Here is a 15,499-nt window from a genome sequence, read left to right on the forward strand (position 1 = left end):
GATGTGTTTGCGGGAAAAAAATCGGCCCAGATCCGCGAAATTTTAATCAGCGAGTCAGCTTGGGAAGAAATGACCTGCTTATTCGCACCTTCCCTATCTATACGAATCCCTGGTGGTTAATCAGACTATTAACCCTGTCTATGATGTTGCTGGTTTTGCCTTATCCGATGAATGGAAAAACGATATTGTGGGGCCAGGCAAGCTGATTAAAAATGGCGAGGGCAGCCTGACGCTTGCCGGCAATGATCGTTTTGGCGGTCTGGAGGTCAATAGTGGAATGCTGATTATTTCCGGCAATGCACAATACAGCGATAAATCCGCAGTTAACGGAGGGGTGCTGGTTATTCGCGGGGTGTTAAATTCAGGTCTGGATATCAACGGTGGCGGAGTTGTCATCGCCGATGGGTCGGTAAACTCGACGTTAGATGTGAATCAGGGCGGGTTGCTCAGCGGGAACGGGACCCTGAATAGATTAACTGTACATAAGGGCGGCGTGGTCACGCCGGGCCACTCTATAGGTGTGTTGAATGTCGCAGACAGGGTAACTTTTGAGCCTGGTTCGCAATATCAGGTAGAGGTGGCGGCAAATGGTCAGAGTGATCGAATACAAAGTGCAGGCACGGTGGTTTTGAATGGCGGGAACGTTAATGTCTCTCTGGAAAATAGCAGCAATCATCTCTCGCAAAACGAAGTGCGCAGCCTGCTGGGCCAGCAGTACAGTATTTTAACCGCCCAGCAAGGCATCAGCGGGCAGTTTGATTCTGTCGCGCCAGACTATCTGTTCCTCGGCACCGGATTAACCTACCGGCCAGACCAGGTGATACTGAGCGTTGGCCGCAACGACACGAGCTTCGCCAGTGTGGCGGCAACACACAACGAACGTGCGGTGGCGGCATCAGCAGATGCACTGGCGGTGGGCAACCCCGTTTACGAAAGCATACTCAACGCCGGTTCGGCGGGCGAAGCACGGCAGGCATTCCGACAGTTGTCGGGGCAGATCCATGCGGATATCGCCTCGGCACAGGTGAACAATAGCCGCTATCTGCGTGAGGCGCTGAACGGCCGCCTGCGCCAGGCGGAGGGGCTGTCGGGCTCGTCAGCCATCAAAGCGAACGAAGGCGGAGCCTGGGTGCAGCTACTGGGGGCGTGGGGCCACGAGTCAGGCAACACCAACGCTACCGGCTATCAGGCCTCGACCTACGGGATAGTGGTCGGGCTGGACTCGGCGGTAACGGACGACGGGCGGCTTGGCGTGGCGACCGGCTACACCCGTACTTCGCTGCACGGCGGCTACAGTGCAGAAGCGAACAGTGACAACTACCACCTGGCAGCGTATGGCGGTAGGCAGTTTGGTGCGCTGGCGCTGCGTGGCGGTGCGGGCTACACCTGGCACCACATCGACACCAAACGATTGGTGAACTACGGGATGCAGTCGGACCGTGACACTGCGAAGTACAGTGCGCATACCGGGCAACTGTTCGCAGAAGCCGGTTACAATGTGAAGGGTGAGTGGCTGAACCTGGAGCCGTTCGTGAACTTGGCGTATGTGAATTTCGAAAACAGCGGCATCGCGGAGAACGGTGGTGCTGCGGCACTGCGCGGCGACAGGCAGCACACGGACGCGACGATGTCGACACTCGGGCTGCGCGCGGACACCGAATGGCAGGTGAGCCTGGATACGGCAGTGGCACTGCACAGCGAGCTGGGGTGGCAGCATCAGTACGGCGGCCCAGAGCGGGATACCGGACTGCGGTTCAATGGCGGAAACGCGCCGTTCGTGGTGGACAGTGCGGCGGCCTCGCGTGACGGTATGGTGCTGAAGGCGGGAGCGGAAGTGTTAGTAAACGAGAGCGCGATACTGTCGCTGGGCTACAGCGGATTGCTGTCACAGCGTCATCAGGACAACAGCGTCAACGCCGTTTTTACTTGGCATTTTTGACATACGATACAAGTAACCTGAGCTGGACCTAACTCTGGAGGGTTTCAAACCAGCCCGGCTGGCTGGTTTGAAACAAGATAGCCACAACCATCAAGCTGGGTCGCTCAGGTCCGGCAGTTTCATTACAATTTTGCTGCTATTACGTTGGTGCGCATAATGTATATTATGTTAAATTGTATTTGGCATTAAATTACTCCGATTAATCAATAAGATAACCGCAGCCACTATATCGGTACATTCTGGCCTGACCGGCACCACGTCTATACCCTCTTCTTCAGATCCCGGATCCAGTACGCTTGATAGTATCCCCGTCAGCCATGATATCCGCCTATGATTCGTTTGCCGTGTGCTGCCATCTCTTTTGCCCGCGATTCGCCATAGATTGTCGTTATCCGCCTCTGCATCACCTGGCGACGATCATCTACGTCTGTGGCAGTCAATCTCCGCATCAGAATACCCAGGTCACGGCCATTATCTGCCTACGAGCGTCCGCGAACAAAAACCGCTGCTGCACCCGGAACCATAAGCCATCGCCCGCAGCGCAAAACCTGGCGGTAGCCACATTTACCCTGCGCCCATCTCAGACAATTTATTTAATGCACTACATCAAATAAATGATACTTATTCTCACTGCCTTGCTGTGTATAGTAAGTCTTACCCGGCAAGCCCGAGCCGCACTGCTATTGGTGTGGATGGCTGCTGCTCATTCTCTGAAACCAGGAAAACGACGCCATGAAAAAGATCGGATTTTTATCGTTTGGCCACTGGACCCCATCGCCACAATCCGGAACCCGCTCGGCTGCCGACGCGCTACTGCAATCCATTGATTTAGCGGTTGCCGCTGAAGAACTGGGTGCGGATGGTGCCTATTTCCGGGTTCACCATTTTGCCCGCCAGCTGAGCTCTCCGTTTCCTTTACTGGCCGCCGTGGGCGCCAGAACCCGGACGATTGAAATCGGCACTGGCGTTATCGACATGCGCTATGAAAACCCGCTGTATATGGCAGAAGATGCCGGCGCGGCTGATTTAATCTCCGGCGGGCGTTTACAGCTCGGCATTAGTCGCGGCTCGCCGGAGCAAGTTATTGATGGCTGGCGCTATTTTGGCTATGAACCCGCCGAAGGTGAAAATGCGTCGGATATGGCGCGCCGCCACACCGATGTTCTGCTGGATGTACTACGCGGCGAAGGTTTTGCCAAGCCTAACCCGGAACCGATGTTCCCTAACCCGCCGGGATTATTGCGTCCCGAGCCCTACTCCGCTGGATTGCGTGACCGTATCTGGTGGGGTGCCGGCTCAAATGCCACCGCCGTGTGGGCGGCCAACCAGGGCATGAACCTGCAAAGTTCCACCCTGAAAGACGATGAAACCGGCGAGCCGTTTCATATTCAACAAGCTAAGCAGATCCGGGCATACCGCCAGGCCTGGGAAGACGCCGGACATACCCGCACACCGCGCGTCTCGGTCAGCCGCAGCATTTTTGCCCTGATGAATGATCGTGACCGGATGTATTTCGGCGCTAACCGCGATAGCGACGATCACGTCGGTTTTATTGATGAGAAAACCCGGGCCATTTTTGGCCGCAGTTATGCGGCAGAGCCAGAGAAGCTTATCGAACAACTGAAACAGGATGAGGCGATCGCCGAAGCGGACACCTTACTGTTGACGGTACCAAACCAACTGGGTGTGGATTATAACGTGCACGTTATTGAATCCATTCTGAAATATGTTGCCCCGGAAATGGGATGGCGTAAGGCATAGCCCTGACGGTGACATAACAAATAAATCCGGTTATTTGCCCTTTGGCGGCTAAATAACCGGTCTCCTACCCTTTCCTGTTGTTACCCCCCGCCCATAGCCCCGCGGCCAGACAGGTCGCCATACGGGAACGGCTGGATTGGGTATGCCCGCCACCATGCGAGAAATTTTCCGGCGTTATTTACATTTTGAAATGATGGCTTGCCCGGCCCCTAAGGGATACATCAGCAAAACAACGGCACTCTGTATGGTCATATCTGGTCATATGCCGCTCGTTACCTTCCCCCGCCGCAGAATGGCTTCTTTAACCAGAAATAAATCAGGCCGCTTTTTTGTATTAAACTTATTTGACAGTATTACCCCGCCTGTGTGCGATTGATACTATAAATATATCATTATGCTGCATCCGACTTATTTATTGTTTAATGAAGTCATTAATAGCAGTGTTTTATATATGTAAAGTAGCATAATGAAACATTCTCCCTATCACTGTGATAGTTGATAATTGATACTGTGCATTCATTAATTATATATCGCCAAACCATGTTAATGACTTCGTACAATCAGAATTAGCAGCAAAAAACATGGAATGACGTAATATTCTTTCATACTCTTTTTGGGCAATATCAGTGTAATGTTCGAAGAGTAAAGCTATAACCATATTAACCGGCTTCGCTTGGTTATTTGTTTTCGATACCACTAATAACGCCATTTTTAGTGCGGGGATGCGAGATGTAACACAACATTGCAAAACACCCATAATATCAACAAGATATAAATAATAAGAAATACTATCACGCTATCATGTAAGCGCTGCTCGCTTATGCGGACGCTTATAAAAATAATCTTGTAAAAGAGGGTGATATTATCTAATAAAACCTGGTAATGCCGGTGTAATAACTCAACGGTGATCCTTTACGCGTGCGAAAAAAAGCGTTCTTACCTTATTTTAATAAAAATTGAAATGAGGTGATTATAGCCTGGTGTAATTCAGCACATGATAAGAGCCACCATTCGCTTATTAAGTTAATTGATGGGTAATATATATGAACAGTAGAAACGATGAATTTGAGCGTATGATTGGTCGCTACAAAGGCGATGGCCCCTATTTGCACGACGGCGAACGGGTAATGATCGATGCGGCGTCAGGAACGTTTAACCTGCCCTTCGGTTATACCCATGAACGGCTGACAAACAAGCTCAAACAGCAACTCGACCGTTGCACCCATCTGAGTTCTGCTTATACCAAACCCATCGCCGAACATATATTGCAGCGGCTCAAGCCGCACCTCCCCGAGGGGATTGATCGTCTCTGGCTCAGGGACGTATCCGGTTCTGGCGCGGTCGAAGGGGCTATTCGGATGGCGCAAAAGTACACCGGCCGTTCGGGCGTTATCTCGCTGTTTATGTCGCACCACGGCCAGTCATTGGCCACAGCGTCGATCTCCGGCAATGCTTTTCGTCTGCAGCACTTTAGCGGCTATATTGACGGCTCATTCAAAATCCCGGTACCAGAGAGCGAGCTCGCAACAGGGCAAAATCCCCAGGCCCTGGACGTGGACCATTTCTCTGCGCTGGAGGATTTCATCAGCTATGGTTCCACCGGCAACATCGCCTGCCTGATTGTCGAGCCGGTGCTTGGTAATGGCGGCAATATCGTATTGCCGGTTGAGTTTTATCGCCAGGTGCGCGAGATCTGCAACAAATACAACATTGTGCTGATTGCCGATGAAGTACAAACCGGCTTTGGCCGCACCGGGACGTTCTTCGCCACTACCGGTTACGCCAAAGCACTCAAACCAGATATCATCGTGTTTGCCAAAGGCGCCGGCGGTATTGGCATCCCTACCGGGGGGATCCTGATGAATCACCAGCTGGATGTGCTGGAGGCCTATGAGCACTCCAATACCTCAGGGGCCAACCCGTTATCCCTGACCGCGCTCCACGAAACTATCGCCATCCTCGAAGAGGAAAAGCTGCTGGAAAATGTGCAGCGTAACGAGCGTTACCTGCGCGATGCGCTGCTCAAACTGCAAACTAATCATCCGCTGATCACCAACGTGCGTGGCCTGGGCTATATGTTCGGCTTTGACACCCCAAGCCCGGAAATTGCCGTGATGGCTATCGATATCGCGGCGCAGCTGGGGCTTATCATTCGCGGCTCGCGTTACGGTAAAGGGCGCGCCATCAAAGTCCGCCCCCCGCTGACCTGTGACACAAACCACCTTGACGAAATCATCGACAAGCTGGATAGCACCTTTACAAGACTTGAGCAAAAACTGAATACCACCCAGGAGGCAGCCCGATGAAAGCACTGAAATTTAACGGGGTATGGCGTGTCGCCCCCCAGGAAACCCCCGCATTACAGTGTATCGACCCCGATGATGTGATTGTGGCCGTTGAAGTATGCGGGCTGTGCGGTACCGATGTCGGTATCATTACCGGCGCGTACGCGGTAGCGGTGCCCGGGACCACCCTTGGCCATGAGTCGACCGGCACGGTCCTGAAGATTGGCCCCGCGGTGACCCGTTTCAAGGTGGGGGATCGCGTGGTGATTAACCCCACATACTCGTGCGGAAAGTGCCGCATGTGCCTGACGGGCAACCCTAACCACTGCGAACGCAAGCACGGCACCGAGGCCGGTGTCTCTTATGACGGCGCCTTTGCCGATCAGTATCGTGCCAAAGAGGACTACCTGATCCCGCTTGATGATCATGTTAGCTTCGAGGAAGGCGCCCTTACCGAGCCCCTGAGCTGCACCGTCACCGGGGTGGATAAGCTGAATATCACCCATACCAATATTCGCGCTTGCGTGATTGGTGCGGGCCCCATGGGAATGCTTTATCTGTGGAGCCTGCATCTGCGCGGGGTGACGGCCTTTTTAGTGGAAAAAAACGCGCATCGCTACCAGTTTGCCCAGGATGTGCTGCCTGAAGGGAGCCATATCTATACGGACTTTGAACAAGCCATGCGCGAAGAATACGGCAGTGACGATGAGATGCTGGATTTGTGCGTTGATACCACCGGCTACCTCTCCGAAATCGTGTTCGACCGCTTAGCCCCCGGTGGCAAACTGCTCAACGTGGCACTGAAAGCGTACACCGCCCAGCTGGATATCCTCAAGATTGCCGATAAGAGCCTGTCGGTGATTGGCTCAATTGATTCTCTCAACAACAGTTTCGAACGCGCCTATGCCATGATCCGGGACGGGGAAATCCCGGCGGCCAGGCTTATCAGCCACAGCTTCCCCTTCCATGACTACCAACAGGCTTTTGCCATGGTCGGCTGTAATATCGCCGCGCAACAGCAGCAACCCATCAGCGAGCCAAACTGCAAAGTGCTGCTGCGCATCGCATCCCCGCAGGAGGCATACCTGTGATGAACACGCTGAACGTTATTTTTGATATTGATGGGGTGATTGTCGACAGTGAACAATTGCACTTTGATGTGCTCAGCGCCCTGCTGCCCGCCCAGACTCGCGGGGTAAGCCCCGAAGATCTTATCGGTCTGAGTCTGGAGGCCACCTTGCTGCGCATTGGTATCGCCCCGGAGCAACATCACGACATCACCACGCAGATAATCAGCGCCTATAAGGCCTCGCTCGGGCCGCGGTATCTGCGGGCCGGTATCCGTGGGTTTATTCAGCACCTGATGGCCCAACAGATCCCCTTCGGCTTTGTTTCCACCGCGCCGCGGGATATCTGTCTGGCTAATATTGCCACCCTGGCGCTACCGATTACGCCGTTGCTTATCAGCGGCGATGATGTCGGGCGCACCAAGCCGCACCCGGATCCCTACCTGGCGATGTTGCAACGCCTTGGTGCGCGTCCTGACCAGACCATCGTCATTGAGGATACCGATCTGGGGATCCAGGCCGCCACCGATGCCGGCATCGAACGGGTCTACGGCTGGCCCCACGGGCTTTCGGGCACCGAAAGCTATGCCCGGGCCCATAAGGTTATCCACGCCCTGTCGGAGATAGACGCCGTCGAGGCGATATTAACCTGACGCAAACACCGGGCACCGCCGCCTGTGTGCCGGTGCCCGGTAACATTTCCGGTAACGACAAGGAGTACCACACCGTGGTCGCTAACGACACGCCGTATTCGCTTCCCCGCGCGATTGTCTCCACGCGGATTGCCTTTTTTATCGCGGGCCTGAGTCTTGCCACCTGGGCGCCGTTGATCCCGCTTGCTAAGTTACGCATGATGGCCGACAACGGCACCATGGGTATGGTGATGCTGGCCTTTGGCATGGGGTCATTACTGATGATGCCGCTGTCGGGGGTGCTCGCGTCGCGCTATGGCTGCCGGGTCGTTTTCAGTGTGGCGACGCTGATAGTGTTGCTGCTGTTGCCGGCGCTGGTCACCCTTGATACTCCGGTGATGCTTGCGCTGGCATTATTTGTGTTTGGCGCCGGTATCGGTGCCATGGATGTGGTGGCCAATATTCACGCGGTCGAGGTTGAGAAACTGGCCGCCCGCCCGATTATGTCTGGCTTTCATGCCTTGTTCAGTATCGGTGGGGTGGCCGGTTCAGGCGTTGTCAGCCTGCTACTTATCGACAACCTGACCCCGCTCGTGGCGGTCAATATCGTGATGCTCCTGGTGCTCGGGCTGCTGATCCTCGCATTTGGCGGGCTGCTCAGTTATTCCGAGTCAGACGACGCGCCCTTTTTTGTCATCCCCAGAGGGGTGGTCATCTTACTTGGCGCGCTGTGCTTTGTGGCGTATATCATGGAGGGGTCAATGCTTGACTGGAGCGGTATCCTGCTGACCAACCGTCGCCTTGTCACCACGAATTTTGCCGGGACTGGCTACACCACATTTGCCATCGCCATGACCCTGGGCCGTCTGTTTGGCGATCGGCTGGTTAAGTCCTTTGGCCGCTTCGCAGTTTTCCTGGTCAGCTCCCTGATTGCCAGCGCGGGCCTTATCGTGGTGGTCAGTTGGGAGGATATCGCCACCATGATGGCCGGTTTTTTCCTGGTGGGTGCCGGGCTTTCAAATATCGTCCCCATCCTGTTTAGCGCCGCGGGGCGCCAGCGCATAATGCCAAGCACCATGGCCGTCGCCGCCATTTCCAGCATCGGCTACTCCGGTATTCTGCTTGGTCCGGCATTTATTGGTGGCATTGCGCATCTGTCCAGCCTCACCGTGGCGTTTATTGTCGTGGGGATCCTCTCCCTGAGTCTGCCGCTATCTAGCGTGCTGATACGCCATTAAGTGGCGCCGATACCCTTAACAATACAAGGAAAACTGATGGATATTAAACAGGGTAAGTGGCTCAACGAGCCAACTGAATGGACACTGGAAAACGACGTGCTCCAGGTGACAACCAATAACAACACTGACTTTTGGCGTGAAACCCATTATGGTTTTACCCGCCATAGCGGCCATGTGTTTGGTGTTGAGGTCCGGGGCGATTTTACCTTACAGCTCTGTATCGAGGGCGCATTTGAGCAGCTCTATGATCAGGCCGGTCTGATGATTGAACAAGGCCCCCGGCAGTGGTGCAAGGCCGGGATCGAGTTTTCTGACGGCCAGTTTCTGATGAGCAGCGTCCTGACAAACGGCCAGTCTGACTGGGCCACCGGGGCCTTTCAGGGTAACCCTGAAAAGTTCTGGATGCGGGCCACTCTGGAAAACGGCGTGTTACGGCTGCAATATTCCCGGGACGCTATCACCTGGCCCCTTATTCGCCTGTGCCCGTTCCCCCCGGCGCAGAGGCGTTTTGTCGGTGCCATGTGCTGTACCCCGGAGCGTGAAGGCCTTAAGATCCGCTTTAGCGAATTTCGCCTCACTAAGCCGCTGGGTAAAGCGCTACATGATTTAAGCTAATACAGGCGGCGGTTCCCGCGCAGAACCCCGTATTCAGAGGAATGAACATGAAGCCGGTAACACTCTATGATGTCGCAGACTACGCGGGCGTCTCTTACCAAACCGTGTCGCGGGTGGTGAACGGGGCCAGCCATGTCTCGTCCAGGACCCGGGAAAAAGTCAACGCGGCCATGAGCGCGCTGAATTACATTCCTAACCGGGTCGCCCAGCAGCTGGCCGGGAAAAATGCCCCGCTGATTGGCGTTGTCACCACGACCCTGGCGCTGCATGCCCCGTCGCAGATTGTCGCGGCAATCAAATCCCGCGCCGATCACGCCGCCGCCAGTGTGGTTATCTCGATGGTTGAACACAGCGGTGTGGCGGCGTGCAACGCCGCCGTGCGCAGCCTGATGGCCCAGCGGGTCACCGGGATAATCATTAATTATCCGCTGGATGAACCGGCGGCCGCGGAGGTCGCCACCGCCTGCGACACGGTGCCGGTGCTGTTTCTCGACGTGCCGCAACAGGCGGCGGTGAACCATATTGTCTTCTGCCATGACGACGGCGCCCGCCTCGGCGTTGAACAATTGATCCAACACGGCCACCGGCATATCGCCCTGCTGTCCGGGCCACACCATGCGGTGGCGTCCCGGCTGCGGCTCGTGGGCTGGCATCACGCCCTGGCGCAACACGGGATAACCCCCAGCATCGAGATGGCCGGTGACTGGAGCGCCATGTCCGGTTTTCTGCAAACCCAGCAGATGCTCAATAACGGCACAGTACCGACGGCAATGTTGATTGCCAACGATCAGATGGCGCTGGGGGCAATGCGGGCCATCAGTGAGTCTGGCCGACGGGTAGCGGCGGATATTTCCGTGATAGGCTATGACGATACAGACGACAGCGCCTGTTTTACCCCGCCGTTAACCACCATCCGGCAAGATTTCCGCCTGCTGGGTGAGAACAGCGTGGACCAGATCCTGGCCCTCTCCCGGGGTGAACAGGCCAGTGTTCGTCAGGTATTGCCGGTTGCCCTGGTGAGCCGTAAAACCGTTTTACCCCCGGCGGCCCAGGGCGGCTCACCGCAAGTGCTGGCTGATGCCCTGATGCAGCTGGCACAGCAGGTGGCCCAACTGGCGAACTGATCCCCACCCAATATTGTGAATGCGCTCACCTATTCCGCCGGTGAGGCTTTACAGCGATTATCCGCGGCTTTTATTTTGGTTGAATTGTTACCCGCTCACAATTTACTGTCCAACAATAACACCCAGGGATAATTGATGCTTCTCGACACTGATGCGCTTAGCGCCGTGCTGGCCCACCGCGACTGGGAAACCCCGGCAGTCACCCACCGTAATCGTCTGGCGATGCACCCGCCGTTTTTCAGCTGGCGTGACGGCAACGATGCCCGGCACAACCGGGCATCCTCCCGGCGGCGTTGTCTCAATGGTGAGTGGGCGTTTTCCTGGTTTTCCGCCCCCCAGGCGGTACCGGATCACTGGCGGTGGCGGGATCTGGATGGCGCAGCGACCATTACCGTGCCGTCTAACTGGCAAATGGCCGGGTACGATACCCCCATCTACACCAATATCACCTACCCCTTTCCGGTTGATCCGCCCAGGGTTCCGGCAGAAAACCCCACCGGCTGTTACTCGCTCACGGTTGCGATTGATCCGGCCTGGCGCCACAGTGGCCACACCCGCATTATTTTCGATGGCGTCAATTCCGCATTTCATCTGTGGTGCAATGGCCGCTGGGTCGGCTATAGCCAGGACAGCCGCCTGCCCGCGGAGTTTGATCTCAGTGACTATCTGGTCGACGGGGAAAATCGCCTGGCGGTAATGGTGCTGCGATGGTGTGACGGCAGCTACCTGGAAGATCAGGATATGTGGCGGATGAGCGGTATTTTCCGCGATGTCTCCCTGCTGCACAAACCGCGGATTAGCATCAGCGATTTGCGCCTCACCCCGCATTTTAATGATGATTTTACCCGCTCCACGCTGAATGCGGAGGTAAGAATAGCCGGGGAATTATCGCCGGATTTACGCGCCACCGCGCAGCTGTGGTGTGGGGATACACTGGCCGGCACCGCAACGTCCGCGTTCGGCAGCCAGATCATTGATGAACGCGGGGCCTATGGGGACCGCACCACCCTGAAGATAGATATCGCGCACCCGGCCCTGTGGAGTGCCGAAACCCCGAACCTGTATCGCGCCGTTATTCTGCTGCATACCGCAGACGGCGCGCTGATCGAGGCTGAAGCCAGCGATGTGGGCTTGCGCAGCGTCAGTATTGAAAATGGCTTACTGCTGCTGAACGGTAAGCCGCTATTGATCCGGGGGGTTAACCGCCATGAACACCACCCCCAGCGGGGCCAGGTTATGGACGAGAACACCATGACCCAGGACATTATGCTGATCAAACAGCATAATTTTAATGCGGTACGCTGCGCCCATTATCCAAACCACCCGCTGTGGTATACCCTGTGCGATCGCTACGGCTTGTATGTGGTTGATGAAGCGAATATTGAGACCCACGGCATGGTGCCGATGAATCGCCTGACCGATGATCCGCAGTGGCTCCCCGCCATCAGCCAGCGGGTCACCCAGATGGTACAGCGCGATCGCAACCACCCGTGCGTTATTATCTGGTCCCTCGGTAATGAATCCGGCCACGGCGCCAGCCACGATGCCCTCTATCGCTGGCTGAAATCGGACGATCCCTCCCGGCCGGTGCAATATGAAGGGGGCGGCGCCGATACCGCCGCAACGGATATTATCTGCCCGATGTACGCCCGGGTCGATCAGGATCAGCCTTTCCCGGCGGTGCCTAAATGGTCGATTAAAAAGTGGCTGTCGATGCCTGGCGAACAGCGCCCGCTTATCCTGTGTGAATATGCCCACGCCATGGGCAACAGCCTGGGGGGATTTCACCGTTACTGGCAGGCGTTTCGCCAGTACCCCCGCCTACAGGGCGGGTTTGTCTGGGACTGGGTGGATCAGACCCTGCTCCGCTATGACAATAATGGCCAGCCCTGGTCCGCCTACGGCGGCGATTTTGGCGATACGCCGAACGATCGCCAGTTCTGTATTAACGGGCTGGTATTTGCCGATCGCACCCCTCACCCGGCACTTTATGAGGCGAAATACGCCCAGCAGTATTTTCAGTTCCGCCTGCTCCCGGGGACCCCGCCGCAGATTGAGGTGGCCAGCGACTACCTGTTCCGCCACAGTGATAATGAAATCCTGCACTGGGCTGTTACCCTGGACGGCAACCCCGTGCTCAGCGGTGAGGCCAGCCTGTCCATTGCCCCCGGCGGCCACCAGCGCATTAGTTTACCGGCGATCCCACCACCGGCCACGGCGGGCCAGCTGTGGCTAAATGTGCATATTGAACAACCCCGGGCCACCCCGTGGTCCCCGGCGGGCCATCGTAGCGCATGGCAGCAGTGGCTGCTGGCGGAAACGCTTAGCGTGGCGGTGCCGCCAGCACCGGAACAGCGGGCGCAGCTGCACGTCAGCGACGCGCTATTTACCGTGACGGCCCACAATAGGCGCTGGGAATTCAGCCGCCAGCAGGGGCTACTGGTTCAGTTATGGCACGGGGATAATGCCCAATTACTGTCCCCGCTGACTGATCAGTTTATCCGCGCCCCGCTGGATAACGACATCGGCATCAGTGAGGCCACCCGCATTGATCCCCATGCCTGGGTTGAGCGCTGGAAGGCGGCAGGCCACTACCGGCTGGAGGCCGTATTACTGCAATGTGAGGCCGATACGCTGGCCCACGATGTGTTGATTACCACCACCCACGCCTGGCAGCTCCGGGGAAAAACGCGGTTTATCAGCCGTAAGACATACCGGATCACCGGACAGGGAGCGCTGCAGATAACCGTAGATGTTGATGTTGAGGTGGCCAGCGATGCGCCTCACCCGGCGCGGATCGGGCTGAGCTGCCAGCTGGCCCATCAGGCCGATCGGGTGAGCTGGTTTGGCCTCGGCCCCCATGAAAACTACCCGGATCGGCAGGCCTCGGCACAGGTTGGCCGCTGGGACTTACCCCTCGATGAGATGTATACCCCTTATGTCTTCCCGAGTGAAAACGGCCTGCGCTGCGGTACCCGGGAGCTGAACTATGGCCCACATTGCTGGTGCGGTGATTTTCTGTTCAATATCAGCCGCTACAGCCAGGCGCAGTTAATGGCCACCAGCCATCGTCACTTACTGCGCCCGGAGCCGGGCACCTGGCTCAATATTGATGGTTTCCATATGGGGGTTGGGGGGGATGATTCCTGGAGCCCGTCGGTCGCTGAGGAATATTTGCTCAGTGCCGGGCATTATCATTACCGGGTGGTGTGGAAATAACCGCCACCCGGCGGCGGGCGGCAGCGCGCGCGTGGCCGTCGGGGCAATGCATTGCTCCAGGTGCAAAACCAAGAACGGGCGCGGTTTAGCCTAACCGCACCCATCTTGCTCACAGAGTTATGCACCATTTTTGTGGATAACTTTTGTTGCCGTGTATCAGTAACGCTGGTAAAGCCACCAGTAAACGCCCGCGATAACGGCCAGATTCAGTAACACGCTCAGCCAGAACCAGGTTTTAAACGGCTGTTTCTGGGTCTTGTGGCGAAACAGTTGCTGGCCACAAATGGCCCCCGGCCAGCCGCCCACAAACCCAAAGGTCAGTAACGTGAGTTCCGGCACTCTGCGCCATCCCTGACAGGCGGCCAGCTTATCGCCGCCGTAAATCAGCAGGGTCAGAATATTGATAATCAATAACCACATCAGCAGATGATGCGGAAAATACAGGCTACCGGCTATCGCCAGGGCCATCAGTAAATAACAGAAACGATGTAAATTCATACCCTTCACTAGCCTAATTCCCGAATGGCGCCCGGGATAAAACACCAAAAAAATAAGGTCCCACTATACCTGACGGGGACAGACGCGGCGCTGATATTTGTGCCGCTATCCGCGGGAATTATACCCGGGCGGCTATGCTGATTTTATCGCTGCCCGTGTTATCCCTGTCGTTGCTTACTGTTTTTGCCCGGCGGCCTGACTCACGGGGACGAATTTATAAAACAGATTGGGTTCGCTGGCGACATAGATGTTGCCCTGCGCGTCCGACGCAACCCCTTCAGCCTGAGGAACGTCTTTTTTCAGCCCGTGGTGGCCAGCGGTTAAATTAAGCACCGCAGTCACCTTCCCCTCTGGGGTTATCTGCAGTAAGCCTTTAGACTGATCGGACAGAACGAATAAATTACCGTGGTCATAATTCAGCGCCGAAATATCATTCACATTGATATCTTCAAGTAAATCGTTCACTTTATAAATGCCGGTAATATGATTGTTTTCATCCCATTTGACAGAGTACAGCCCATAGGGGCTGCGTTCTTTAGCCACATATAAGGTGTTTTGATCCGGGGCCCAGGCCATACCTTCAAATCCACGATTATATTCCGGGGTAATGAATTTCAGATCGATAGCGCTCACCGGCTGTGACGGCTGCAAGTCAGACAGATTGACGATATGTAATACCGAGTCGCGTTCATCCACCATGGCCAGTTTCCCGTGGCCAATATACTCAACCGTCTCGGCATCTTTGATAAAGGGCAGATCGTGACGGGAGATAACCTCACCATCGGTGGTCAGCTTGAGTAGCGTTGCTGGTTTGTTCAGGGTCACGACGAGGATGTTCTCTTCAGGCACATAGGTTAGCGACGACAAATCGTCGACATCCGGTAACTTTTTCATCATTTGCAAGGTATAGGCCGGATGTTTAACCGTAACCTCACTGGCCATCGCATAATACACCAGGCTGCCCCCGGCCAGGATAAACAGCAAGCAGGCGGACGATGCTATTTTAACAATTTTCCTATATACACTGGCTTTGTTGAATAAATCGAACTTTTAGCCGAAATTAGGATCAGATCACCACACTCCTGACCCTGTAGCGACATCCTGTGACAAAGCAAAAGTTC

The 15,499-nt window shown here is 55.6% G+C and carries 10 protein-coding genes and 1 pseudogene; 9 read left to right on the forward strand and 2 right to left on the reverse strand.

Features of this window, described 5'->3' with window-relative positions:
- Nucleotides 1–166: 166 nt before the first annotated feature.
- The 9 genes and pseudogenes from F9C28_RS18275 to F9C28_RS18315 all read left to right on the forward strand — a co-directional run.
- Nucleotides 167–1,939: pseudogene (locus F9C28_RS18275) on the forward strand (autotransporter outer membrane beta-barrel domain-containing protein); the annotation flags it as partial.
- A 732-nt stretch (nt 1,940–2,671) separates the two neighbouring features.
- Nucleotides 2,672–3,700, forward strand: a complete 1,029-nt coding sequence (locus F9C28_RS18280) for an LLM class flavin-dependent oxidoreductase (RefSeq protein WP_199016692.1) — start codon at nt 2,672–2,674, stop codon at nt 3,698–3,700.
- 1,043 nt (nt 3,701–4,743) lie between these two features.
- Nucleotides 4,744–6,006, forward strand: coding sequence for a class-III pyridoxal-phosphate-dependent aminotransferase (locus F9C28_RS18285; protein ID WP_199016693.1), 1,263 nt, complete (start codon nt 4,744–4,746; stop codon nt 6,004–6,006).
- Complete coding sequence (locus F9C28_RS18290; RefSeq protein ID WP_199016694.1) at nt 6,003–7,076, forward strand: zinc-dependent alcohol dehydrogenase; 1,074 nt, start codon at nt 6,003–6,005, stop codon at nt 7,074–7,076. Before F9C28_RS18285 ends, F9C28_RS18290 begins: the two co-directional genes overlap by 4 nt.
- Nucleotides 7,076–7,705 carry an HAD family hydrolase gene (locus F9C28_RS18295; RefSeq protein WP_199016695.1) on the forward strand — a complete coding sequence of 210 codons (630 nt, stop codon included), beginning with the start codon at nt 7,076–7,078 and terminating at the stop codon, nt 7,703–7,705. Before F9C28_RS18290 ends, F9C28_RS18295 begins: the two co-directional genes overlap by 1 nt.
- A gap of 74 nt (nt 7,706–7,779) precedes the next feature.
- On the forward strand, nt 7,780–8,922 hold the full coding sequence (locus F9C28_RS18300) for an MFS transporter (protein ID WP_199016703.1): 1,143 nt from the start codon (nt 7,780–7,782) through the stop codon (nt 8,920–8,922).
- Nucleotides 8,923–8,958: 36 nt separating this feature from the next.
- A complete protein-coding gene (locus F9C28_RS18305; RefSeq protein WP_199016696.1) occupies nt 8,959–9,537 on the forward strand; it encodes a DUF1349 domain-containing protein in 579 nt (192 codons plus the stop codon).
- A gap of 47 nt (nt 9,538–9,584) precedes the next feature.
- Nucleotides 9,585–10,661 carry a LacI family DNA-binding transcriptional regulator gene (locus tag F9C28_RS18310; protein WP_199016697.1) on the forward strand — a complete coding sequence of 359 codons (1,077 nt, stop codon included), beginning with the start codon at nt 9,585–9,587 and terminating at the stop codon, nt 10,659–10,661.
- Between the two features lie 135 nt (nt 10,662–10,796).
- Nucleotides 10,797–13,880, forward strand: a complete 3,084-nt coding sequence (locus F9C28_RS18315) for a beta-galactosidase (RefSeq protein ID WP_199016698.1) — start codon at nt 10,797–10,799, stop codon at nt 13,878–13,880.
- A 156-nt stretch (nt 13,881–14,036) separates the two neighbouring features.
- Here F9C28_RS18315 and F9C28_RS18320 read toward each other — a convergent pair whose 3' ends face one another.
- Complete coding sequence (locus F9C28_RS18320; RefSeq protein WP_199016699.1) at nt 14,037–14,378, reverse strand: DUF1294 domain-containing protein; 342 nt, start codon at nt 14,376–14,378, stop codon at nt 14,037–14,039.
- 174 nt (nt 14,379–14,552) lie between these two features.
- Nucleotides 14,553–15,320, reverse strand: coding sequence for an SdiA-regulated domain-containing protein (locus F9C28_RS18325; RefSeq protein WP_199016700.1), 768 nt, complete (start codon nt 15,318–15,320; stop codon nt 14,553–14,555).
- Between the last annotated feature and the right edge of the window lie 179 nt (nt 15,321–15,499).

The organism is Shimwellia pseudoproteus, assembly GCF_016415625.1.
In the GTDB taxonomy this organism is placed as follows: domain Bacteria; phylum Pseudomonadota; class Gammaproteobacteria; order Enterobacterales; family Enterobacteriaceae; genus Shimwellia; species Shimwellia pseudoproteus.